At 71.7% G+C, this 24,085-nt stretch carries 14 protein-coding genes; 2 read left to right on the top strand and 12 right to left on the bottom strand.

Translation table 11 applies throughout. From position 1 onward, the window contains the following. Positions 1 to 8 precede the first annotated feature (8 nt). The 9 genes from ACIREO_RS24230 to ACIREO_RS24190 all read right to left on the bottom strand — a co-directional run bounded on the left by ACIREO_RS24230 (position 9) and on the right by ACIREO_RS24190 (position 8,292). Positions 9 to 689: a response regulator gene (locus ACIREO_RS24230; protein WP_404113682.1), complete on the bottom strand. Its 681-nt coding sequence runs from the start codon at positions 687 to 689 to the stop codon at positions 9 to 11. Next, entirely contained in the window at positions 686 to 1,993 is a 1,308-nt protein-coding gene (locus tag ACIREO_RS24225; protein ID WP_404113681.1) for a sensor histidine kinase, read from the bottom strand. Before ACIREO_RS24225 ends, ACIREO_RS24230 begins: the two co-directional genes overlap by 4 nt. Positions 1,994 to 2,088: 95 nt before the next feature. After that, positions 2,089 to 3,039, bottom strand: coding sequence for an adenosine kinase (locus ACIREO_RS24220; RefSeq protein ID WP_404113679.1), 951 nt, complete (start codon positions 3,037 to 3,039; stop codon positions 2,089 to 2,091). Between the two features lie 119 nt (positions 3,040 to 3,158). After that, entirely contained in the window at positions 3,159 to 4,538 is a 1,380-nt protein-coding gene (locus tag ACIREO_RS24215; RefSeq protein WP_404113678.1) for an alpha-amylase family protein, read from the bottom strand. A 209-nt stretch (positions 4,539 to 4,747) separates the two neighbouring features. Continuing rightward, entirely contained in the window at positions 4,748 to 5,509 is a 762-nt protein-coding gene (locus tag ACIREO_RS24210; protein WP_404113676.1) for an IclR family transcriptional regulator, read from the bottom strand. Between the two features lie 80 nt (positions 5,510 to 5,589). Beyond that, positions 5,590 to 6,474, bottom strand: coding sequence for an ABC transporter permease (locus tag ACIREO_RS24205; RefSeq protein WP_404113674.1), 885 nt, complete (start codon positions 6,472 to 6,474; stop codon positions 5,590 to 5,592). 11 nt (positions 6,475 to 6,485) lie between these two features. Continuing rightward, complete coding sequence (locus tag ACIREO_RS24200) at positions 6,486 to 7,343, bottom strand: ABC transporter ATP-binding protein (protein ID WP_404114059.1); 858 nt, start codon at positions 7,341 to 7,343, stop codon at positions 6,486 to 6,488. An 83-nt stretch (positions 7,344 to 7,426) separates the two neighbouring features. Then, positions 7,427 to 7,804: a transcriptional regulator gene (locus tag ACIREO_RS24195; RefSeq protein ID WP_404113672.1), complete on the bottom strand. Its 378-nt coding sequence runs from the start codon at positions 7,802 to 7,804 to the stop codon at positions 7,427 to 7,429. Next, positions 7,801 to 8,292 carry a hypothetical protein gene (locus ACIREO_RS24190; protein WP_404113670.1) on the bottom strand — a complete coding sequence of 164 codons (492 nt, stop codon included), beginning with the start codon at positions 8,290 to 8,292 and terminating at the stop codon, positions 7,801 to 7,803. Before ACIREO_RS24190 ends, ACIREO_RS24195 begins: the two co-directional genes overlap by 4 nt. 504 nt (positions 8,293 to 8,796) lie before the next feature. Between ACIREO_RS24190 and argB the strand changes: the two genes are divergently transcribed. Further along, entirely contained in the window at positions 8,797 to 9,639 is an 843-nt protein-coding gene (gene argB, locus ACIREO_RS24185; protein WP_404114057.1) for an acetylglutamate kinase, read from the top strand. A 10-nt stretch (positions 9,640 to 9,649) separates the two neighbouring features. Here argB and ACIREO_RS24180 read toward each other — a convergent pair whose 3' ends face one another. After that, positions 9,650 to 10,171, bottom strand: coding sequence for a GNAT family N-acetyltransferase (locus ACIREO_RS24180; protein ID WP_404113668.1), 522 nt, complete (start codon positions 10,169 to 10,171; stop codon positions 9,650 to 9,652). A 190-nt stretch (positions 10,172 to 10,361) separates the two neighbouring features. Between ACIREO_RS24180 and ACIREO_RS24175 the strand changes: the two genes are divergently transcribed. After that, positions 10,362 to 11,477, top strand: a complete 1,116-nt coding sequence (locus ACIREO_RS24175; RefSeq protein ID WP_404113666.1) for an alpha/beta hydrolase-fold protein — start codon at positions 10,362 to 10,364, stop codon at positions 11,475 to 11,477. 3 nt (positions 11,478 to 11,480) lie between these two features. Here the strand turns inward: ACIREO_RS24175 and ACIREO_RS24170 are convergent, their stop codons facing one another. Together ACIREO_RS24170 and ACIREO_RS24165 are read right to left on the bottom strand one after the other, a co-directional pair. Continuing rightward, positions 11,481 to 13,181 (bottom strand): ABC transporter ATP-binding protein, encoded by a 1,701-nt coding sequence (locus ACIREO_RS24170; RefSeq protein WP_404113664.1) that lies wholly within the window; start codon positions 13,179 to 13,181, stop codon positions 11,481 to 11,483. Further along, positions 13,168 to 24,060, bottom strand: a complete 10,893-nt coding sequence (locus tag ACIREO_RS24165; RefSeq protein WP_404113662.1) for an amino acid adenylation domain-containing protein — start codon at positions 24,058 to 24,060, stop codon at positions 13,168 to 13,170. The genes ACIREO_RS24170 and ACIREO_RS24165 overlap by 14 nt, the downstream gene beginning before the upstream one ends. Positions 24,061 to 24,085: the final 25 nt, after the last annotated feature.

The following is a 24,085-nucleotide window of genomic DNA, read 5'->3' as shown; positions in this document are numbered from 1 at the left end:
CGCGCGGACTACGAGAACTGGTCGGGGGCAGCGTGGGCCAGGCCCGTCCGGTAGGCGATGACTACGAGTTGCGCCCGGTCGCGGGCCTCCAGCTTCGTCATGGCGCGCTGCACGTGGGCACGGACCGTGAAGGGGCTGAGGAACATCTGCTCGGCGATCTCCTGGTTGGACAGGCCGGTCGCGACCAGGGCCACCATCTCGCGTTCGCGCGGGGTGAGCGCGGCGAGCTGTTCGGGGTGGTGCGGCGGGGCGTCGTCCGGTGTTGCCAGGAACCGGGCGACCAGGGAGCGGGTCGCAGCAGGGGACAGCAGAGTGTCGCCGCCTGCGATCGTACGCACGGCGTCCAGCAGATCATTGGCCCCGATGCCCTTGCCGATGAAGCCGCCGGCCCCCGCCCGCAGCGCCTGTGCGACGTACTCGTCGGTCTCGTACGTGGTGAGGATCAGGATGCGGCTGGTTCGCAGTTCCGGGTCCGCGCAGATCTCCGACGTGGCGGTGAGACCATCCATCTCGGGCATACGGATGTCCATGATCACCACGTCCGGGCGCAGCTCCCGGGTGAGCCTCACAGCTTCTCGGCCGTCGGCGGCCTCGCCGACCACGGTGATGTCGTCGGCGGTGTCGAGAAGCATCCGGAAGGCATCGCGCAGCAGAGCCTGATCGTCGGCGAGGAGCACCCGGAGCGTCATGGTGCGTCCCCGGCCTCTCCGTCGCCCGTCCGCGCGTCGCCTGTCGCTCTGCCGGCCCTCCACGTCGTGTCCTCGGCGGGCAGGGGCAGCTGGGTGGAGACGAGGAAGCCGCCCTCCGCGCGTCTGCCCGCGGAGAGGTTTCCCCCGGCCGCGGCGGCGCGTTCACGCATCCCGATCAGACCGTAACCGGGCGGACGGTCCGCCCCCGGGGACGCGCCCCCTCGTGTGGATGCGGTCGGCACCGTACGGGTGCCGCGTCCGTCGTCGGCGACGGTGATGGTCACGTGATCGCGGTTCCAGGCCAGGCACACCTGGGCGCTACCGGTACCGGAGTGCTTGGTCACGTTGGTCAGGGCCTCCTGGATGATGCGGTAGGCGGTGAGGTCCACTGCCGGGGGCAGCGGCCTGGCCGTGCCCTTCTGGTGCACCGACACCTCCAGACCCGCGCGTTGGAAGGAGTCGAGGAGCGTGGGGAGCCGGGACAGCCCGGGCGCCGGTTCGGCGGGCGCGGCCGCGTCTCCGGACTGACGCAGCAGACCGACCGTGGCCCGCAGTTCGTCGAGCGCGTGGCCGGTGGTCTCGACGAGCTCCTCCAGGCTCTTGCGGGTCTGCTCCGGGCGGGTGTCGAAGAGGTGGGCGGCGACCGTGGCCTGCGCGTTGGCCAGGGTGATCTGATGGGCCACGAGGTCGTGCAGTTCCCGGGCGATGCGCACCCGTTCCTCGGCCACTCCCCGGCGCGCCTCGCTGTCCCGGCTCTCCTCGGCCCGCTGGGCCCGCTCCTCCACGGCCGCCAGGTAGGCCCGTCTGTTGCGCACCGCGTGACCGAGTACGCCGGCCACCAGCGGGAACGCCGCCACCGATCCCATCCTGCTGGCGTCCTGCCACGAGATGCCCCCCGACAAGGGCGTGGAGGCGGCCAGCAGCGCCACGGAGGCGAGCGACACCACGGCCGCCGCGCGCTGTTCGGTGCGCGCGGTGAGCGAGCAGGAGTACGCGGTGATCACGGCGGGGGCCACGATGAGCGGGCTCAGCAGGAGGCCCAGGGCCGGCACCAGCAGGCCGCTCGCGGTCGTGACCGCCATGGCGGCCGACGGCGCCCGGTGCCGCAGCGGCAGCACGGCACAGGAGACCACGGCTATGAAGTAAACGGCGGCGGACGGCGGGGACCGCGTGTCGTCGACCTGCACCACACCGCCGAGCAGACAGAGCGCGAACGCCGTCGCGGTGAGCGCGCCCTCCCGCCACCATGTGCCGCGTGGCCGCGGACCACGGTCACCGTCCTCGAAATCCCCGTTCGGCAGCACACGGTTCAGGATAGGGGGCCGCGTTCCCGTCGGCCGAGCGGTGCCGGGACCCGGGGTGCGATCGCGATCGGGACAGTCCTCGGGGCGGAGGCCCGCTATGCCGTGTCCCCGGCGGGCAGCGTCCCGTCCGCCGCGTGGCCCTTCTCCACCGCGGCGGCCCGGGCGAGAAGCTCCTCCAAGCCGATGGCATCGGTGCGCGTCGAGGGCACGGTGCAGGCGTAGGCACCGGCCACGGACCCGTACAGGGCGCAGCGTCGGGGGTGTTCGCCGTTCAGCAGGCCGAGGAGGAAACCGGAGGCGAAGGCATCGCCGGCACCGTTGGAGTCCACCACGGGAGCGGGCGGGGTCACGGCGGGCGTGTGCGTCAGCTCGTCGTCGTACAGCAGGTACGACCCGTCGGCACCCGCGGTCGCTACGACAATACGTGCTCTCCCTCTGTCGGCGATGTCGCGCATGGTGCGCTCGGGGTCGGTCAGGGCGGTGGTGGACAGGAACACCAGGTCCGACTGGAGGGCGAACGTCTCGTGGTAGGCGTCGGCGCCGTCCCAGTTGTGCAGATCGGTGGAGATGGTCGCACCGGCCTCGCGGAGCACCGGCAACGTGAAGGCGCACGGCTGTGTGATGACGACGTGGGCGTGGCGGGTGCCGGTGGCGAGCTCGCGGACCGTCGACTCCTCGAACCGGTCCGATTCGTGTGTGCGGGTGGCGTCGTACAGGGAGAGCCGGCGGCCGTCCGGGCCGACAAGGTTGACGGCACGTTTGGTGCCGCTCGCGAGAGGAGCTTCGGTGAGCGGGATGCCCCGTTCGCGGTGGAGGGTGCGGACCAAATCTCCCTCGTGGTCCGCACCGATCATGTCGAGGTGATGTGTACGCAGACCGAGGGCGTCCAGCCCGAGCGCGACGAAGTCCCCGCTCTGGCCCGCCCGGGTCTCGATGCCCGGCCGGATCATGTAACTGTCGGCGAACGGGAGCGGCAGCTCGGGGACATGGACGATGGTGTCCACGCCCGCGCCGCCCAGGACGAGAACGTCGGTCTGCTCGCGCATGAAGGTGGTCGTGCCTCTCGGTCGAGGGGTGTGCTCATCATGTGCCGCTCGGTCGGCCGACGACGCGCAGGACGGAGTGGGCCCGTCCTGCGCGTCGTCGGTCCGTGGTGTGTTCCCGGTCAGCCGGCCTGGGCCCCGGTGTGCAGTGCCAGGGCGCCGCGGGCGGGCAGGGTGGTCTCTATCTGCCCGTCGTAGCCGACGGTGACGGTGTTGCCGTCGCAGTTGTCCGGGGAGGCCGCGGCGACGTTGCAGTACGTGCCGCCGGGCAGCGAGGTCGTGAACGTCCGGGCCAGCTCGCCGTCACTGTTGTTGAGGGCGACGAATCCCTTGTCACCGCGGCCGAAGGCGATCGCACTGCTGCCGTTGTCCCACCAGTCGGTCAGTTCGGCCGCGCCCACCTCGTTGCGGAAGCCGACCAGCCCGGTGACCGCCTGCTCGGCGTGCGTGTCGGTCCAGCCGTCGGCGCCGCTCGGCGGCCCCGCGTCCTTGTCGGACCACTCGTAGCCCGAGTAGACGTTCGGCGAGCCGTAGGGGGAGGCCAGCATGAAGACATTGGCGAGGGTGTACGCCGCGCCGTCCTTGTAGGTGAGTGTCGAGCCGTTGCGCTCGGTGTCCCAGTTGTCGACGAACGTACGGGCGGAGGCGCTGCCCAGCTTGCCGTCGGCGACGGACTGCAGCTGGGCGATGTCGCCGCTCTGGAAGGCGCTCTTGAGGTGGCTTCCGTAACGGAATTCGTCGACGTCGCCGATGCCTGTGTACTCGTCGGGCTGCACGGCCTCGCCGCCGCCCTGGATGACCTCCGTGACCCAGAATCCGGGGTCGCTCATCTTCCCCTTGACGGCGGCGATGTCATCGGCTGCCATGTGCTTGGCGGCGTCGATGCGGAAGCCGTCCACGCCCAGTGAGCGCAGGTCGTCGAGGTACGCGGCGATGGTGCCCCGGACCGCGTCGCTGCCGGTGTCGAGGTCGGCCAGGCCCACCAGTTCGCAGTTCTGGACGTTGTCACGGTTGCCGTAGTCGTTGATGTCCGTACGGCAGGTGTGGAAGTCCGCGTCCTGGAAGTAGCCGGGGTAGGTGTACTTGGTGTAGGCGGTGCCGCCCGTGCCCGTCCCCGAGCCCGACGACATGTGGTTGATGACGGCGTCCGCGATGACCTGGACACCCGCCGCGTGGCAGGCCTCGACCATGCCGGCGAACGCGTCGCGGTCACCGAGCCGGCCGGCGATCCTGTAGCTCACCGGCTGGTACGAGGTCCACCACTGGTCGCCCTGGATGTGCTCCGAGGCGGGCGACACCTCGACATAGCCGTAACCGGCCGGGCCCAGCCGATCGGTACAGGCGGACGCCACATCCGCGTACTGCCGCTCGAACATGGTGACCGTGACGGACTTCTCGCCGGGCGGTGTCGCCTGTGACTGCCAGGGCGCGAGCACGGTGAGACCCGCGACGGTCAGGACTCCGGCCAGCGTCCCGCCGACCAGGCGGAATCGGTGTTTCATGTGCGGCTCCTTCGACATCGGGCACAGCTGTGCCCTCGAAGACAGCCACGCGCCAGGCTGTCGTGGGGGGAACGTGTGGGAGCCTGCCGCTCCGTCCGTGCCGCCGTCAAGGATTTCTGCAAGCTCTTCCAGATTCTTGCGCAAAGCCAAAGGGTGGCCGGCCGCCGTCAGTTCGCCCGTCGGCGGGCCGTGCCCGGCTCGACCGCGGGTCAGGGGGACGGTGGGGGCAGCAGCCCTGCTGCCCGCCGCATCGCCACGGCGTGCCGGGCGAGTTCGGGTTCACCGCCGCGGTCCGCCGGCATGGACGCCATCAGGGCAAGCCTGTCGCGCCAGCTGTTGCCGACGAGCGGAACAGCGACGGCGTTCATCCCCGGGACCGACTCACCCGCGCTGTCGGCACGGCCGAGGGTGCGGATACCGGCCAGCTCGGCGAGCAGGGCGGTCCGGGAGATCAGGGTGTGGTCCGTGACGCGGGGGAGCTCCTCCTGCGGGTAGAGGGCACAGACCTGCTCGGTGGTCAGCTGGGCGAGCAGTACCTTGCCCGCCGAGGTGGCGTGCGCGGGGTGGGCACGACCGGTCTCCTGGACGGCGCGGACGGGGTGGGGCGACTCCCGGCCGTCCGTGATGATCACCTGGTCGCCGATCAGGGCGGCGGTGCTGATGGTCTCTCCGGTGGCGGTGGCCGCGGCGTCCAGCACGGCCTGCAGGCGGGCCCGGATCTCGGGGCCGTAGCCGGCCGGGCGGCCCAGCGTGACCAGTTCGGGCCCCGCGGAGTAGCCCCTGCCCGAGGCGTCGCGGGTGGCGAAGCCGCGCGACTCCAGGGTGCTGAGCACTCGGTGAGCCGTGGAGCGGGCCACATCCAGTTCCCGGGCGGCGTCGCTGACCGACAGGGTGTCGTGGGTGAGGAAGAGGCGCATCAGGCGCAACCCGGTGTCCAATGACTCGATGATGTAGCTCTTGGGGTCGGCCACGGGGTCCTCTCGGTCGTGTCAGGCCGGGTTCCTGTGCGGCGCCCGGCATCCATGGTTCCGGGCCCTCTGTGCGAGCGCGCCTACGCGGACATCGCCCCGCTCTGCTCCGCCTTGCGGTGACGTGCGGTCAGGCGGGAGCCGGACTCCCGGCGGGCGGAGCGCCGCAGAAGGGGGATCGCGAGGAGGAACCCGAGTACGGCCCAGGCCGCCAGTACCACGGCGACCATCGGCAGTTCCCATGACCCGGCGGCCTCGGCGGCCCGGGCGGTGTCCGGCAGCAGCGCCGAACGCAGGCCCTGCGCCATCCACTTGAGCGGGAAGACGGAGGCCACCTGCTGGACCGGAACGGGCAGCGAGGTGATCGGGAACACCGCACCGGATGTGACCAGCAGCCCCATCGTGGGCAGCATGATCAACGCGAGCGCCTCGCGCGGATTGGGCAGCACCGCGCCGATGGCAGCGCCCAGCGGTACGACGGCGAGCAGCCCGAGCGTGGTGACCCACAGCAGCGTCAGCCAGTCGCCGGAGCCGTGGGGCAGCGGCCCGTCCGCCAGCAGCGCCGTGGCCACCAGGAGCAGGGACAGCGTGCCGACCGCCGTGACGACCACCAGCAGGCACTTGGCGATGAGATAGGCCGGGATCCCGCCGGGTGTGGCGCGCAGACGCAGCAGGGCGCCCTCCTCCCGCTCGGTCACGAGCATCTGCGGGAGGTTGATCAGCCCGATCTGGAACAGCAGGTAGGCGGCGAAGCCCGCGAGCACCAGATGGGCCATCGGAGTCTGGGTGCCGGGCACATCGTCGCTGACGTAGGCGGTGATCAGCAGGGCGACGACCACATTGGTCAGATGACCGGACATCTCCTTGGGGTTGCGGAGGAGGTGCCTCAGCTCGATGCCGCCGCGGAGGAAGCCGGCACGCCAGTAGTGGCGGGTGGAACGGCTCGGCTTCTCTGTGCTGTCCGTCATGTGTGACCCCTTCATACGGCCTGAGCCTCCCCCGGCACGGTCTCGTCCGTGCCGTTGTCCCCTCGGTGCACCATGTGCAGATAGGTGTCCTCCAGCGTCGGGCGGCGGACCTCCAGACCGGCGATCGGGCCCGCGGCGTGCCGGTGGAGTTCCCAGACCAGCTGTGAGGGGTCACCGGTGCGTCGGCGGTGGGACGTACCGTCGTCGGCGGTCCAGCGGACCTCGGCCTGGGCTGCGGCCCGCCGGGCCAGCTCGGCCGGGGTGCCGCAGACCCGGATCCGGCCGCCGACCAGCATGGCGATCCGGTCGGCGAGCCGCTCGGCCTCCACCAGGTCGTGGGTGGTGAGCAGGACGGTGACGCCTTCGTCGCGGGCCAGCCGTTCGACCAGGACATGGAACTCGTGCCGCGCCTCCGGATCGAAGCCGGTGGTCGGCTCGTCCAGGAAGAGGAGTTGGGGGCGGCCGACGATGCCGAGTGCGACATCCAGCCGCCGGCGCCGGCCGCCGGACAGCCGGTCCACCCGCTGGCCGGCCTGGCCGGCGAGGCCGACGAGGGCCAGCAGTTCAGCCGGGTCCCGCGGCTCGGGGTAGTACGTCGCGAAGTGCGTCAGAAGCTCGCCGACCCGCCAGCGGCGGTGGTCGCGCCAGGACTGAAGGACCAGTCCGATCCGGCCACGCCAGGCGTCGTCGCCGCGCTCCGGATCCGCGCCGAGGACGCTGACCTCTCCGCCGGAGCGCTGCCGGAAGCCCTCCAGGATCTCCACCGTCGTGGTCTTCCCCGCACCGTTGGGGCCGAGCAGTGCGAAGACCTCGCCCCGGTGGACGTCCAGATCGATGCCGTGGAGGACGTCCGTGCCGCCGTAGGCCATGGTCAGTTCGCGCACCTGGATCACAGGCCGGCCGGTCGTGGTGCACTGCGTGGCGGGCTGGGCGGGTATCTGCTTGTGCGCCGTCATCGCCCTGCCTCCACGTGAGCCTGCTGCCGTTGTGCCGCGCTCGTCGCGGGAGCGCCGTCCGGCGGGCCTGTCGCCGTGCCACCGGCGCCCTCGACGATCGCCCGGAGCGCCGCCACATGCCCGTCGAAGGCGGTACGGCCGCGGTCCGTCAGCCGTACCTTCGTGCGCCGTTGGCGGCCGCCGCCCTCCTTGTGGAGTTCCAGGTATCCGGCCTCCTCCAGGGTGTGCAGTTGCTTGGAGAGCGCGGAGTCGCTGAGTGACAGGCTGTCGCGGATGAACGCGAAGTCCGCCCATTCGGTGGTGGCGAGCAGCGCGACGACCGACAGCCGGGTGGCGGGATGGATCAGCTCGTCGAAGCCGGTGGGGGTGCTCATCGGCCCGTCCCCTCGCAGCGGCCACGCAACGAGTCGGCCACCCAGCGGTTCGCCGGCCCGACGAACAGCAGGAACACGATTGTCGTGGCGGTGGCCTGGATCAGACCGGCCGGCATGGGCTCGAACGAATCGGCCAGACGGCCGGACAGCAGGGCGGTCCCGCCCGTGATCACTCCCCCGGCGCCGAACGTGGCGAACATCCGCCAGTTGTGGCGGGAACGGTGCAACCGCATACGGCTCCTGCGGCTGTGGATCACGGCGGGCACGCTCAGCAGCACGACGTACGCGGCGACGGCGGGCCAGACGCCCCACGGGGGGAGGCCCAGGCCGAGGCCGGCCAGGAAGACCCACATGATCGCGGCAGTGGCATATGCCGCGCCGGGTCCGCCGGACGCGCTCCGTTCGGCCTCGTCGAGGACCCGCTCCTGCGGCACGCGGATGCGCTGCAGCTCATTCCATGCCTGTTCGGCGTCCACCGGTGTGCTCACAACCTTCCCGAGACACTTAACTTTCCCACTAGGAAAGTACCCCTGACTTTCCCAGTAGGCAAGTCAGGGTCGTTCTGCCGTCAGTACGATGCGCGGGTGAACGTCCACAGAGTCGGCAGTCCACGACAACTCCTCGTCATCGCCGGCGCGGTGGCCACCCTGGCCTCCGGGTCCCTGGGCCGGTACGCGAGTCGGTCCGTGGCTCGACCGATGGGGACGGCCGACGGCGTGATGGCCACGGGGCTGCGGCACAGGCGCCGGCACCGGGCCGCTCGCCAGGCCATCCGAGCAGGGAGGGCCGAGCACTTAGGCTAGGCTAAGTTACCCGCATCTCGGGTGGCCCAGGGTGCGCAAGTCATCAGTGGAGGAAGCCGGACCATGGACGCGCCCGCCGTCGACCCCCATCCCGTGCCGGACCGTGGAGTGTTCCCCCGCTCCGCGTCACAGCCTCTTCCCACGCGGCCGGTCCGGCAGGTGATCGTCGTCAAGTTCGGCGGCAACGCCATGGTGGAAACGGGTGTCCAACAGTCCTTCGCGCACGACGTGGTGGAGCTGTGGCGCGCCGGACTGCGCCCCGTCGTCGTGCACGGGGGCGGGCCCCAGATCAGCGCGATGCTCGACCGCCTCAGCCTCGAGTCCCGCTTCGAGGCAGGCCTGCGCGTGACCACGCCGGAGACCATGGATGTGGTGCGCATGGTGCTGACCGGGAGGGTCCAGCGAGACCTGGTGGGCCACATCAACGCCCATGGACCCTTCGCCGTAGGCATGACCGGCGAGGACGCGCACACCATGACCGCCGTCCGGCGGCCGGCCTGGGTGGACGGCCGGCCCGTCGACATCGGTCTCGTCGGTGACGTCGTGGACGTGAACCCGGGCATGCTGCGCATGCTCCTGGAGCAGGGGCACATCCCGGTCGTCTCCCCCGTGGCACGCGGCGAGGACGGGCAGGTCTACAACGTCAACGCCGACCTCGCGGCATCGGCCCTGGCCGTGGCGCTCGGCGCCGAGCGGCTGGTGATGCTCACCGACGTGGAAGGGCTGTACGCGAACTGGCCGGACAGCACCGATGTGATCGGCCGGATCACCGCCGAGGCGCTGGACGCACTGCTGCCGGGGCTGGCGAGCGGGATGCTCCCCAAGATGGAGGGCTGCCTGCGGGCCGTCCGGGGCGGCGTGGGCGCGGCGCATGTGCTCGACGGCCGCGTGGCGCACGCGGTGCTGCGTGGCGTCCTCGACGGGACCAGCCCGGGGACCACCGTCGTACCCGACGGCCGCGGGGACCACGGGGCCGGCCCGGTGCGACCGCCACGGAGTGCGCGCCCCCCGCGTACCGCCGCGCGGAGCTGACGTACGGAACTCACCAAGTGAGCGCGAGCACGTGGGCGTTGCGCCGGGGGTCCAGGGTCTTCGCCCATGCCCGGGGCGCGGGACGTCCGGCCGCGGGTGTGAATCCGTACCGCAGGAACAGGCCGCCGTCACCGGTCGTCGCCGTGAACAGGGCACGGAGCGACCGCGCGCGCGACCGCGTCAGGACGGCACCCAGGAGCCCGGCCCCGACTCCGCGTCCCTGGCTGTGCCCGGCCACGCAGAAGTTGTACAGAACGCCGGTGGGTCCGGGGCCCTCCCCCTCGTCGGCCGGGTACACCCGCAGACCCACACAGCCTTCGAGGGAGCCTCCCGTGGCTTCTGCCACCAGGAAGTCGGCGGCGTGGTCGGCGTAGAGAGCGGGGGGCCGCTCGCGCAGTGCCCCCGAGCGCACGAACGGCCGGGCCAGGTCGGCGAGGGCGGGGGCGTCCCTTTCACGGGCGGGCCGCAGGCGGGGCGCCGTCACACCCGGCCCGTACGGCAAGGGGACGGATCGCGGTGCGACTGTGGTCAAGACGTGCCCCGAACAGGTCGCGGACGGAGTACTCGGCAGGACATGGGGGGACCGTTCAGGAGCTGGATCGGAGATGGAAGAGAAGAACATGATTAGGTTAGGCTCACCTAATCATGACGAGATCGACCTTTCAACTTCCCCCTCGCAAGGAGACGTTCATGCCCGTCAGCGGCCACCCGGCAGGCCGGCCATGAGCGATTCCGCGCCCGCTCCCACGCCCGGCCCTGAGAAGGCGTTCGGGGCGTTCGGTCTGTCCGCCACACCTGGCACCGACGAGTTCTGGGCGGCTGCACGGGGACCCTTGTCGGTGCCTGCCGACGGCGGGGGCTGGGTGACGCTGTTCCTGTGGCGCGGGTCGCCCGCGACCGTCGGCTTCGAGAGCTGGTCGCCGCCCGTCCCCCTGCGCCGATGGGGCGACACCGACTGCTGGTACGCCGTGGTGCCCATGCCCCCACGGCTGCGGGTGACCTATCGGTTCCTCGCGGACGACGTGGCGTACGCCGACCCGTTCAACCCGGTCGGTGCGGGCGGTGACCGGTCCATCGCCGCGACCCCCGACGCCCCGCACCACCCGCACTGGCCCGTCGTCGGTACCGACGACGTCCTGCCTGTACCAGGCACCCGGATCCGCTGGGCCGGTGGGCGACTCGGCGGACGGCGCACCGTGCGGATCCATCCGGTGGGCGGCGGCGGTCCTGTCGTCCTGTTGCTCGACGGCGACGACTGGCTGTATCTGCACCCGGCCATGACCGCTTTCGACTCGGCCCACGCCGCCGGAGAGATGCCCGCGGTCACCCTCGTCTTCCTGCCGGCCAAGGACAGGGCAGCCGAGTTCCAGTGCCGGCCGGAGCTGTGGGAGGCGGTCCGCGACGAACTGCCGCAACTGGTGGCGGAATCCGGCGTGCCCGCCGACTGGGACCGGCTGGTGGTCGCCGGGCAGAGTCTCGGCGGGTTGAGCGCCATGTACGCGGCACTGGAGTTCCCCGGCCTGGTGTCCCGCGTCGCCTGCCAGTCCCCGTCGTTCTGGTGGGCCCCCGGAGCCCTGGACCGGACGGACCTCATGGACGGCCCGGTGGGCGGCGCCGTCGCGGAGCTGCTGCGGGAGCGCCCCGATCTGTCCGGGCTGCGGGTGGCGTTCGACGTGGGGGAACACGAGAAGCGGATGCTCCCCCACTGCGACCTCGCCGAGACGCTCACCGAGCGGGCCGGGGCGACCGTGCGCGTCTCGCGGTCGGCCTCGGGTCATGACCGGGCGGGCTGGCGGCACGCCCTTCTCAGGGATGTGGCCTGGGCGCTCGCCCGGTAGGGCTCACCGGGCCACGGCCCTGCAGTAGTCCTCGTCGCAGGCGAGGAGCCGACGGTGCGTGTCGTCGGCCGTGACGGCTCCGCCGTCCAGGACGAGGACACGGTCGGCGGCGTCCAGCAGAGCGGGACTGCTGGTGATCACGACGGTGGTGCGGCCCTTGCGCAGTTTGGCGATGTTGCGCGCGATGAGCTGTTCCGTGACCGCGTCCACCGCCGTCGTCGGGTCGTGCAGAACCAGGACGTCGGAGTCGGTGGCGAGAGCGCGGGCCAGGGACAGCCTCTGACGCTGTCCCCCGGAGAGGTTCGCACCCCGGTCGCGTACCGCGTGGTCGAGGCCCTCGCGGTGCAGAGCGACGACGTCGGTCAGGAGGGACGCCTCCACGGCCTCGGGGAGCATCCGGCTGGTGCCCGACGGGTCGATGTTCGTACGGAGGCTGCCCGCGAAGATCTCACCGTCGTACGGGTTCACCAGCATGTGCTCGCGCAGAGCCTCGACCGACAGCTCCGCGAGCTCCTGTCCGCTGACCCGTACCGCCCCCTCGTAAGCCTGGGGCGGGACGTTCGCGCCGAGGAGCGAGGCGAGATCGGCGGCAGCGCGCGGCTGGTAGGGGGCGATCGCCACGAACTCGCCGGCGCGCACCCGGAACGTGAGCTCATGCAGAGATCCGTGGCAGACCCCGTCGATCTCCAGGTCTCCGCCCGTGGCGGGGACGTCCTGGCCCGGGGCCGTCAGCGGCGGCGCGGCGAGCACCAGCGCCATCCGCTCGGCCGAGGCGCGCGCCATCATCACGTACTTGGGCATCTCCGAGAACATCTTCAGCGGTTCCATGATGAACTGCGCCAGGCCCACGGCCATGACGAGCTCACCGATCGTGATGCGGCCTCCGTAGGCCAGCCAGCCCGCCATCAGGGTCACGGCCGCGGCGAGGACCGCGTTGAGGGCCAGCGCGGTGCCCGCGTACACACCGTTCACCCTGGCGACGGTGATCGCCTGGCGCTTCGCCTCCGTGCTGACCCTCCGGTAGGACAGGAACGCCGCGTGGTTGCCGCCGAAACCGTGCAGCGGGCGCAGGCCGGTGATCAGGTCGGCGACCTTCGCGCCGGCCCGCGCCACCCGGGCCTGCTGTTCTCGGGTGCTCGCGCCGATCCTTCTGGACATCACGCTCAGGACCGACAGGATCGCGACGGTTCCCACGACCACCAGCAGACCTAGCCGGATGTCGGCCAGGCCCAGCGCGACCGACGCGACCACCACCGCGACCAGTGAACTGACCAGCAGTGGCACCACCTCGACGATGTCGGCGGTCTGGTCGGCGTCCTCGGTGGCGATGGTCAGCACCTCGCCGGACTTCAGGTCGATGTCCCTGGCCACAGGCTGGAGTCCGCAGGCCGCGACCCGCACCCGCCAGCGGTGGGCCTCGGTCGTGTTGGCCTTCTGCAGGACCCGCATCCCGAACCGCCACGACAGCGAGACGGTCGTGATGATCACGGCCAGCGCGGCGATCGAAAGGCCGAGCGAGCCGGGGCTCCGGTCCTGCATCGTGTGCTCGACGATCAGGCCGAGCGCGATGGGGAAGGCGGTCTCACCCGCCTGGTACAGACCCATGAGGACGGTGCCCCGGAGCACCGCGCCGGCGTTACGGCGCAGGGCGGTCCGGAGGATATCGGCGCCGGGGCGGGGCCGTCGCACGTCAGGTGTTGTCATCAAGGTGGCGCGCAATCGCTTCCGGGGTTCGAAGAGTGAGCAGATCACGGATGGTGATCACAGGACCGTACTCCCGGCGGAGCAGCCCGATCAGCCGCACCGCCAGCATGGAATGCCCGCCGAGGGAGACGAAGTCGCTGACCGCGCTCACCTCGTCGTCGTCCAGGTCGAGCGCCTCGGCGAAGAACTCGCAGACCGATGTCTCCGTTTCCGTCTCCGGCCCGCGCTCGCCTCCCGTGGTCAGCACACCCAGCGGCCTGGCCTCCGGCAGCGCCTTGGTGTCGGCCTTCCCGTTCACGGTGAGCGGGATGGTGTCGACCTGGGCGTAGTGCGTCGGACGCAGGAAGTCCGGCAGCCCGGCACCCACGTCGGCGGCGACCGTCGCCAGGTCGGAGCCGCTCAGCACGAGGTAGGCGGCGAGCCGGTAGGCCCCGTCGACCTGCGGGTCGGGCTGGGCGACCGCGGCGGCGAACCGCACCGCCGGGTGCGCCGCGAACGCGGCCTCGACCTCGCCGGGTTCGACACGGTGGCCCCGGATCTTCACCTGCTGGTCGGTCCGGCCGAGGTACATCAGGTGCCCGTCGGGCCGTCGGGCGACCAGGTCCCCGGTGCGGTACATCCGCTCGCCCGGTGCGCCGAAGGGGCATGCGACGAACCGGTCGGCGGTCTGGGCGCTCTGCCCGAGATAGCCGCGCGCGATACCGATGCCCGACACGTACAGCTCGCCGGGGACTTCGTCGGGCAGGGGCCGCAGCCACGGGTCGAGGACGTACACCTCCGTGTTGTCGATCGCCACGCCCACCACCGGGTCCTGGCACTCGAAGGTGCCGACGCCCAGGGTGTTGATGGTGTACTCGGTGGGTCCGTACAGGTTGTAGCCGGCCGTCCCCTCGGTCTCCGCGAGCAGCTGCCACAGCGTCGGGGTGACGGCCTCCCCGCCCAGCAGCACCAGCGCCGGGCGCCGGGCGGGATCGTCCAGCAGGCCTTCGGCGACCAGCTGCTGCGCGTAGGTCGGGGTCACGTTGATGACGTCGATCCCGTGATCGAGGCAGTACTCGACCAGCCGGGGCGCGTCGCGGCGCAGTTCCTCGTCGCAGATGTGCACCTCATGGCCGTCGGCGAGCCAGAGCAGCTCTTCCCAGGACATGTCGAACGCGAACGACACGGTGTGCGCGATACGGAAGGTCCGGTGCCCGTGTTCCGACAGCACCGGTTCGAAGATGCGGCGCCGGTGGTTGATCAGCATGTTGGTGAGTCCGGCGTACTCGGTCACCACGCCCTTGGGCTTGCCGGTCGATCCGGAGGTGTAGATCGTGTACGCGGGGTGCCGCAGGCGGTTCGGGGCGTCCGGGGCGAACGTCACGAACGGCTCCGCCTCGGGCAGCGGACGGTCCAGCTCGATCAGGTCGCCGGTCAGCCGCGGCGACACCGCGCTCACCGTGAGGATCACGTCCGGGCGTGCGGCGTCGACGACAGCGGCGATCCGCTCGTCCGGGTGGTCCAGCTCCAGCGGCACATAGGCGGCGCCGGTCCGCAGTACGGCGAAAAGGGCCACGATCGAGTCGAGGGAGCGCGGGATCGCGAGGCCCACGGTCGTCTCCGGGCCGATGCCGCGCCGGACGAGCACACCGGCCACCGCGCGGCTCCGGTCGCGGAGTTGCTCGAAGGTCATGGTCGCGCCCCGGGCGACCAGGGCGACCCGCCGCGGGTCCTCGTCCGCCGCACGGTCGAACCGGTCGACGACGGTGTCCGTGCCGATGTCCGTGTGTGCGACGGGCTCGGGCTCCGGGCCGAGGCCGCGCAGCGCGCCGAGCGGCCCGGCCGACCGGGCCAGTTGGTCGAGCACACGCAGGTAGTCGTCGAGAAGGCTCCGGGCCTTCGCGGTGTCCTCGCCGCGGTGTTCCAGCTTGACCGTGAGCCGGTCCCCGGGTGTGACGACCCAGGTGAACGGATAGTGCGTCGAGTCGTCGGCCTTCACCGCGGTGATGCCGTGCCGGGCGTTCATCGCGGCGAACGCGTCCATGTCCAGGAAGTTCTGGAGCACGAACAGGTTGTCGAACAGGCTTTCGTGCCCACTGGCCCGCTGGATCTCGCCGAGCCCGAGGTGCTCGTGCTCCATGGCCTCGACCCTGGCCGTCTGGACGGCCGAGAGGTACTCCTGGACCGTGTCGTCCGGCCGTGCCCGTGTCCACATGGGGACGGTGTTGAGGAGGACGCCGACGATGCCGGACAGCCCTTCGCCCTCGCGGCCGGAGACGGTCACACCGAACACCGCGTCGCTCCGGCCCGTGTGCGCGCCCAGCAGGAGGCCGAACGCGCCGGTCAGCACCGTGTTCAGGGTGACACCGTGCGCCTTGGCCGTCTCCCGGAGGAGGTCCGACTGCCCGGCCGACAGCGTCTGAACGAGCGCGCGCGGCAGGTCGTCGGTGAGGGGCGGCTGCGGGCCGGCGAGAAGTGTCGGGCCGGTGAGGCCGGCCAGGTGCCCGGCCCAGAAGCGCTCCGACACCGCGTGGTCCCTCGCGTCGAGGGCCCGGGCGTAGTCCTCGAAGCCCGGCGCCGCCGGAACGGCTTCCGGTGCCTCCCCCGCCAGGAGCGCCTCGTAGGCGTCGAACAGGTCCCGCAGCAGGATCTCGCGGGACCAGCCGTCCCACAGCAGCAGGTGGTAGCTCAGCAGCAGGCCGTCGCGTCCACCGGGGAGACGTACGACGGTCATCCGGACCAGCGGCGGCTCACCGGGGTCGAATCCCGTGTCGCGGTCCCGGGCGCGCAGGCCTTCGACGTCCGTGTCCGTCAGCAGCTCGACCGTACGGACGTCGACCCGCCGGCCGCCTCCAAGGACCTGGACGGGGTTCCCGCCCCTGTCGGTGGTGAAGCCGGCGCCCACGACCGGGTGCCGCGCGATGACGCACGCCATCGCCTCGGAGAGCGCGTCGGTGTCCAGACGCCGGTCGAAGCTGAAGTAGCTCTGCGCGACGTAGTGTCCGGCCGTGCCGGACATCTGGGCCTGGAAGAAGAGCCCCCGTTGGAGCGGGGTGACCGGTGCCGTGCGCTCGGCCGTGACAGCGGCGTCCGCGAGGCGTTCCAGCGCGTTCCGCCAGTGGCCGGTCACCTCGTCGGGAATGCCCTCGGCGAGGGTGAAGACCGCGTGCAGGCTGCCGGTCGCGTCGTCGCTCCAGGCGTTGACCTCGACGGCGTACGGGCTTCCCCGGTCCTGGCCGGTGATGTGGAGCGCCTGGGACTCGCTCCCCCGGCCGAGGTAGTTGAACAGCACCTGCGGGCGGCCCGTCAGCAGGGGGGCCGTCTGCGGGTTGAGGTACCTGAGCTGGCCGTAGGCGACGTGCCCGCCCTCGTCGGGCTGGCGTTCGGCCACCTCGCGCGCCGCCGCCACGGGGTCGGTGTGCGCGGTGAGCCGCACCGGTGCGATGGAGGTGAACCAGCCGACCGTACGGCTGTAGTCGTGATGTGCCAGGGCCGGTACCCGGCCGTGCCGTTCCAGCTCGACGGCCAGGTCGGCGGGCGACGGCTGTACGTGGGTCAGCGCGGTCCGGAGCGCGCCGCACAGCAGCTCGGTCAACCCGATACCGAGCGCGGCCGGTGCGGTGCGCGTCACCCGGTCGCTCACCTCGGCCTCGGTCACGACCGTGGTCTCGCGCAGCCTCCCGATCGCGGGCAGCAGCGCGGGCGCCCCGAGCGTGCTGATCCAGTGGCCGAGGCCGTCGGTGACCTGGGCGGACCGGGCACTCAGGGCCTCGGCGTACTCGGCGTAGAAGGTGGTCGGCGGCGGCAGTGTCGCCCCGCGCATGACGGTGGCGAGGTCGTCCAGCAGGACGAGCCAGGACACGGAGTCGACGGCGAGGTGGTGGACGGTGACCACCAGGGTCCGGCTCGGCTCCAGCCACGAGAACGCGATGACGTCGCCGGACTCGGGATCGAGCCGGCCGGCGGCCTCGTTCGCCGCCGCCGTCGCGTCGGTGGTGTCCGTCCGGACCACGGTGATGCCGCGGGCGGGCTCGGTGCGCAGTGCCCAGACGCCGTGCTCCACGTGGAGCCGCAGCCGGAGCGCCGGGTGTGCGGCCACGACCGCGTACGCCGCGGCCTCGGCTTCGGTGAACCCGGTGCCCTCTGGCGCCACCAGCGTCCTGGCCTGGGCGAACCGGGCGAGCGGGCCGCCCAGTTCCCGCCGGCGCAGGATGATCGGCGTGGGACTCAGCGGACCGTCCTCACGCAGAACGGTCGCGGATGCCACGTCCTGCGGTGTGCGCGATCCGAGGTGCTCGGCGAGCGCGCGGGGTGTCCTGAGCAGGAACACGTCCCGTGGCGCGATCGAGAGGCCGAGGGCCCTGGCCCGGTTGATCACGGTGATGGCGACGATGCTGTCGCCCCCGGCCGCGAAGAAGTCGGTGTCACCGTCCACGGACACGGAGCCCGGCAGCGTCCCGGTGAAGATCTCGACCAGCGTGGCGAGCGCGGAGCCGCTCGCCACGGCCTGGGGGGCGTCCTGCCCGGCCCGCTCGGTCAGGGCCTTGCGGTCCAGCTTGCCGTTGACCGTCAGAGGCAGGGCGTCGATACGGAGCACCCGGCCCGGCACCATGTGCACGGGCAGCTTCGCCGACAGACGGCCGGTGAGGTCGCCCGGTACCCGGCCCACGACGTGCGCGACCAGGTGGTCACCGCTGTCGGCGACGGTGACGGCCACGTCGGCCACACCGTCGAGCTCCCTGACGGCGGACTCCACCTCACCGAGTTCGATACGGAACCCCTTGAGCTGTACCTGGTCGTCCGCGCGCCCGGCGAACTCCAGCTCGCCGTCGAGCGTGCGGCGGGCGAGGTCGCCCGTGTGGTACATGCGGGAGCCGTCGCCCGTGAACGGGTTCGCCACGAACCGGCCCGCAGTGAGACCCGGCCTGCCCAGGTAGCCGAGCGACACCTGGTCACCGGCCACGTAGATGGCGCCCACCCGGCCCGGCGGGACGGGGCGGAGCCGGTCGTCGAGCAGATAGGTGGCCAGACCGGGGACAGGACCGCCGATCGGGCTGACGTCGCCGCCGAAGTCCTCGTCGGTGAGCACCCGCTGGGTGACGTGGACAGTGGTCTCGGTGATGCCGTACATGTTGACCAGCTCGGGAGTGCCGGTGCCGTGCCGCTCCACCCAGCCGCGCAGGCGCGCGGGGTCCAGCGCTTCGCCTCCGAAGATGACCCGGCGCAGGGCGGGAAGGGGTTCGGCCGCGTGCCGGTCGGCCTCGACGAAGCGGTAGAAAGCCGAGGGGGTCTGGTTGAGCACGGTCACCCCGCGCTCGCGGACCAGCCGGTGGAAGTCCACCGGGGAGCGGGTCAGCCCGTACTCCGGGACCAGCAGTTCGCCGCCGTGCGCGAGTGCGCCCCACAGCTCCCAGACCGCGAAGTCGAAGGAGTAGGAGTGGAACTGGACCCACACGTCGCGGGGGCCGAAGTCCATGCCGGGCCGGGTGTTCGCGAGCAGCGTCACCACGCTGGAGTGCGGGACGACGACACCCTTGGGCCTGCCCGTCGATCCGGACGTGTAGATCACGTACGCGGGGTCGTGCCAGCCCGGCCGGGCTGTGGCAGGCGTGGGCTCGCACGTCTCCAGGAGTTCATCCCCCAGTACGAGCACACGGGGCGGCACTCCCGCCGTCCGGCTCAGCAGGTCCGTGAAGCGGTCCCGCTGCTCACGGTCCACAAGGACGACCTGGGGAGCGGCGTCGGTGAGGATGTACTCGAGCCGCTCGTCCGGGTATGCCAGGTCCAGGGGCACGTAGGCGCCGCCCGCGGTGACGATCGCCACCAGGGCGACGACCTGCTCCGGGGAGCGCGGGACGGCGACGGCGACTCGCTTGCCCGGCTCGACACCGGCCGCGCGCAGTGCCGAGGCCAGTGCGTTCTTGGCGTCCGCGAGTTCGCCGTACGTCAGGGACCTGGTTCCGCCGTCGAGTGCGCAGTGGGTGACGGCGGTGGCCTCCGGATCACTGCTCGCGGCGGCGTCGAAGAGTGCGCCCAGGGTCGTCGGCACGATCCGCTCGGGGCGGTGGGCGTCGTCGGCCGTCAGGTCGTCGACGAGGGTGTCCGGCCGGGTGAGCAGGCCGGTGAGCGCCTTTGTGAAGGTGCGGAGGACCGCCTTGACGCTCGCCTCGCGCAGCAGTTCCTCGTCGTGGATCACGTTGAAACGGGGACGGCCGGCGGGTGTGCGCTCCACGACCAGGGTCAGCGGGTAGTGGGGGGCGCCCTCGTTGACGATGCCGGTGATGACGAGCTCGTCGCCGGGCTGCCGCAGAGCCGTCACGTCGGTCGCCACGTCGAACACCACCAGGGTGTCGAACAGTGCGCCGATGCCTGCCTGGCGGCCGATCCTCGCCAGGGAGACGTGCTGGTGTGCGAGCACCGCGCTCCGGTGTTCCCGCACCGAGGTGAGCAGTTCGCCGGCTGTGGTGGTGCCGTCCCAACGGGCGCGCGAGGGGATTGTGTTGATGAACAGACCCACCATGTCCTCGATGCCGGGCACTTCGGCGTCGCGGCCGGACACCGTGGAGCCGAAGACCACGTCCCTGCCCCGCAGGATGCCGCCCAGTGTCACGGCCCAGGCGCTGTGCACCGCCACGCTCAGCGGGACGCCCGCCGACCGGGCGGCAGCGTCGATGTCGTCCTCGGGCTCCACGGCGGTGTCGGCGAACCGGCCGGACGGGGTGTGCCCCTCGGCGACCAGGGAGGGGCCGGGCAGGCCCGCCAGCTGGTCGCGCCAGACCCGGTCGCTCTCGTCGTCGTCGAGGGCGGCGAGCCGGCGTACGTAGTCGGGGAAGCCGCCGAGCGGGTACCGGGTCCCGGGGGCGTGGTACTCGGCCAGCAGGGCGCGGAGCATGGGCGGCACCGACCAGCCGTCGGCGATGATGTGGTGGACGGTCTGCACCAGCACGTTCCTGCCGGAACCCGCGCGGATGAGCGTGTACCGCATCAGCGGGCCGGTGGCCAGGTCGAATCCCTGGCGGCGGTCCCGCTCGGCGTGGTCGCGGATCGCCGCATCGGTGATGCCGGGGCGGTCCAGTGTGGTGAAGGGCGCCTCCACCCCGCTCTCCAGCACGGACACCACCCGGCCGTCGGCGAGGGCCACGAACCGCGCGGCCAGGTTCGGGTGGAGCGTGAGCAGCCGCGTCGCCGCCGCCGCCAGCCGGCCGGAGTCGGCCTCGCCTTCCAGGGTGAGCAGTTGCTGCTCGACGTAGCTGCCCGCCGAGTCCTCGTCGAACACCGAGTGGAAGTAGAGGCCCTCCTGCAACGGGGTCAGGGGGAGGATGTCCCGCAGCGCCGGGCCGTCGAGCACGTCGACGTCGGTCTGGGTGAGCGGGACCAGGGAGAAGTCGCCGGGCGAGTGGCCACCGTGGTCGAGCGCGGCCAGCCCGGTCAGGGCCTCCCGCAGATAGCCGGCGATGGCCTCGATGTCGTCGTCGGTGAACACCCCGTCGGGCCAGGAGACGGTGGTGACCAGCTCGTACTCGCCGTCCGGGGCGGGTTCGGCGATCGCGTTGAACTCGAGGGCACGCGGCAGGCGCATCCTCGGGTCGCGCTTCTCGCCCAACTGCCCTGCGGCCACGGCGAACTGCCAGTCACCGGAGGTGCCCGAGTCGAACCGGCCCAGGTAGTTGAAGAGCACCTGCGGGGCCGGTGCGTCGAGCCCGCTGTCGGTCAGGTATCGCAGGACACCGTAGGAGAGACCGTTGCCCGGCACCCGGCCGAGGTCGTCCTTGACGGCCTTGAGCGCGGCTGCCAGATACGCCGGGGCTGTCAGCTCGGCCGCCGAACCGGGGTCGACGACCACCGGGAACAGGGTGGTGAACCAGCCCACCGTCCGGGACAGTTCCGGTTCGAAGCCGGCGGACTCCGCCATGAACCGCCCTTCGCGGCCGTGGCCCTCGAGTTCGATGTGCGCGAACGTCTGGTCCTGTCCGAGGTCGCGGCGCCACCGGGCGAGGGCGACCGCGAGCGCCGTCAACAGCACGTCGTTCACGCCCGCGTGGAACCTCGCGGGTATCTCCCCGAGCAGGGCGGCCGTGACCTGGGATCCCACCCGGACGGTCCGGGTCCGTTCCCGGGCGACGGTGTCGCCTTCGTCCGGCGCCCGCCTGCCCAGCGGTCCGTCCGGCCCTGGCAGTGGACGCCGGAAGACCGCGCGGTCCGATGCGAAGTCGGCGGCGGCCAGCAGCTGGGTCCAGCGGCGGAAGGAGGTGCCGCCCGGGGGCAGTTCGACCGGCACGCCGGAGGCGAGCTGCCGCCATGCGGTGGCCAGGTCCTCCGTGAGGATCCGCCAGGACACGCCGTCGACGACCACGTGGTGGACGACCACGACGAGCTGCCGTGCCGCACGGCGCCAGACGGCGCGCAGCATCACGCCGTGGTCCGGGTCGAGCGCCTCGGCGGCGAGCGCCACGCAGGCGTCCAGCGGCAGGCCGCTCTCCTGCCACCCCACGGCGGCCCCGTCCGCCTCGGGGATGTCGAAGCTCCACCGCTCGCCGCGCACCAGCTCGGCGCGCAGCATGTCGTGCCGCGCTGCCACGGCGGTGAGGATCGCGTCGAGGGCGTCTGCGGTGAGGTCCGCCGGGGTGTTCAGCACTACCGACTGGACGAAGCCGTCGATCGCGTCCGTCGTCTCGCCGAGCCACTGCACGATGGGCGATCCGACGACGGAGCCGGCCGCCTCGTCGCCGTGTTCCGCACCTGCGACGTGCTCCCTGCTCGCGACCGCCGCCAGCGCTCCCACGACGCTATGGGTGAAGATCTGTCCCGCCGTGACGTAGAGGCCCGCTGTGCGCAGCGCGCTCAGCAGTGAGATCGCCAGAATGCTGTCTCCGCCGAGGCGGAAGAAGTCCTGGTCGACACCGACCTCGTCCAGCCGCAGCACCGACGCGACCGCCGCGCACACCAGCCGCTCGTTCTCGGTGACCGGCTCCACGAGCGGGCCGGTCCCGGTCACGGGCTCCGGCAACGCGGCCCGGTCGACCTTGCCGTTCGCGGTGAGCGGGAACTCCTCCAGCACGACGATGCGGGCGGGCACCATGTACTCCACCATGTGCTCGTCGGCCCACGCCTCGACCTCGTCGCCGTGCAGCTCCTCGCTGCCGGTGGCCGGGATGACGTACCCCACCAGGTAGGTGCCGCCTGCCGTGTTCTTCTTCGCGACGACACAGGTGTGGCGTACCGAGGGGTGCTCCGCGAGGCACAGCTCGACGTCCTCGATCTCCAGCCGCATGCCGCGGATCTTGATCTGGTTGTCGGCCCGGCCGAGGAAGTCCAGCGACCCGTCCGGGGCGAAGCGCGCGAGGTCCCCGGTCCGGTACAGGCGGGACCCGTCCTCGGCGAAGGGGTTCGCGACGAAACGGGAAGCCGTCAGACCCGGCGCGTTCACGTATCCGCGGCCCAGCAGGAACCCTCCCGCGTACAGCTCGCCGCCGACACCGACCGGGACCGGGCGCAGCTCGTCGTCGAGCACGTAGAGCTGGGTGTTGGGGTTGGCCTTGCCGATGGATGTCGACAGGCGCTCGGCCGCGCCCCGGTAGATGACGTGTGAGACGCCGATCGTCGTCTCGGCCGGGCCGTATCCGTGGTACATGGGGATGCCCAGGCGGGTGCGGAAACGCTCGTAGAGTTCCGGGGTCAGCACCTCGCCGCCGCACCACACGTGCCGGAGGCTGTCCAGCCGCCCGGAGCCGCCGTCCATCTCCAGCAGCACGTCCAGCATGGACGACACCAGGTACGTGAAGGTGACGCGCTGTTCGGAGAGCACGCTCAGCAGATGGTGGGGGTCGCGTTCGCCGCCCGGCCGCAGCACCACGAGTCTGCCGCCGCGGATCAGCGGCAGGAAGATCTCGTTGATGGAGATGTCGAAGGACAGTGGAGCCTTGAAGAGTGACGCGTCGTCGTGGCCGAAGTCCAGGATCTCCCCGGACTGCCACAGGAGGCGCTCGCTGATCGCTTCGTGCCGGATCATGGCGCCCTTGGGGCGGCCCGTCGAACCGGACGTGAAGATGACGTAGGCGAGCGCGGCGCCGGGGACGGTGATCTCGGGGCCGTCGGAGGGACAGGCACCGAACCCCCAGGCGTCGAGGTCGACGGCGACTGCGGCCGGTTCGCCCTCCCGTCGCTCACCCGAGTCGTTGAGTTGCAGCACGGCCCGGGCGTCCTCGATGACGACAGCCCGGCGCTCGGCCGGCCACTGCGGGTCGAGCGGAACGAACGCGCACCCGGCCTGGAGAACGCCGAGCAGCCCGATCACCATGTCGGCCGAGCGGCCCAGTGAGATGCCGACGACCTGCTCGGCGGTGAGCCCGCGTTCGACCAGGTGGTGGGCCAGCTGGCCGGACAGAGCAGCTGTCTCACGATAGGTCAGTGACCGGTGCTCGTCGACGATCGCCACTGCGTCGGGCCTGCTCCGTGCCTGCTCTCGGAACATCTCCACGACGGTCGGGCGGATCCGGTCGGCCTCCGTGTCGTTCCACCCGGTCAGGGCCTTGATTCTCGCCGCCGCGCCGACAGGCCCGATGGTGCCGACGGGCCGGTCCGGGAAGTCGGCCAGGTCGTCCAGCGCGAGCTGTGCGTCGTCGGGTGCGACGCCTTCGGGGGCGGTGATGCTCCGGCCGTCGGCGCCGACCTCCCAGCCGGCGGGTGCGCAGCCGCCGTTGCCGACCCATCGGAGTACGTCGGCGAAGAGGGTGCCGGGAGTGAGATCGATGCCGTCGGGGCTGCGTCCCGTCGCCCAGTACGACAGGCCGATGGCGCAGGCCTCGGCGATGGTTCTGTCGGAGTAGTCACCGGTTCGCCTGCGTACGTCTTCCAGGCTCGTGGGGGAGAGCAGCACGGGGCGAGCTGTGGGATCCGTCATCGAAGACCCATCGTCCTTCCAGCGT

This window comes from Streptomyces sp. NPDC102441, assembly GCF_044765585.1.
Classification (GTDB): domain Bacteria; phylum Actinomycetota; class Actinomycetes; order Streptomycetales; family Streptomycetaceae; genus Streptomyces.
Note: the sequence above shows the minus strand (reverse complement) of the source record. Positions and strands in the feature narration are given on the sequence as shown.

Bases quoted from the DNA above. Each gene is read 5' to 3' on its own strand.
- ACIREO_RS24205 (WP_404113674.1), bottom strand. From the start codon at position 6,474: ATGACGGACAGCACAGAGAAGCCGAGCCGTTCCACCCGCCACTACTGG.
- ACIREO_RS24230 (WP_404113682.1), bottom strand. From the start codon at position 689: ATGACGCTCCGGGTGCTCCTCGCCGACGATCAGGCTCTGCTGCGCGAT.
- ACIREO_RS24215 (WP_404113678.1), bottom strand. From the start codon at position 4,538: ATGAAACACCGATTCCGCCTGGTCGGCGGGACGCTGGCCGGAGTCCTG.
- ACIREO_RS24175 (WP_404113666.1), top strand. From the start codon at position 10,362: ATGAGCGATTCCGCGCCCGCTCCCACGCCCGGCCCTGAGAAGGCGTTC.
- ACIREO_RS24220 (WP_404113679.1), bottom strand. From the start codon at position 3,039: ATGCGCGAGCAGACCGACGTTCTCGTCCTGGGCGGCGCGGGCGTGGAC.
- ACIREO_RS24200 (WP_404114059.1), bottom strand. From the start codon at position 7,343: ATGGCCTACGGCGGCACGGACGTCCTCCACGGCATCGATCTGGACGTC.
- ACIREO_RS24165 (WP_404113662.1), bottom strand. From the start codon at position 24,060: ATGACGGATCCCACAGCTCGCCCCGTGCTGCTCTCCCCCACGAGCCTG.
- argB (WP_404114057.1), top strand. From the start codon at position 8,797: ATGGTGGAAACGGGTGTCCAACAGTCCTTCGCGCACGACGTGGTGGAG.
- ACIREO_RS24170 (WP_404113664.1), bottom strand. From the start codon at position 13,181: ATGACAACACCTGACGTGCGACGGCCCCGCCCCGGCGCCGATATCCTC.
- ACIREO_RS24195 (WP_404113672.1), bottom strand. From the start codon at position 7,804: ATGAGCACCCCCACCGGCTTCGACGAGCTGATCCATCCCGCCACCCGG.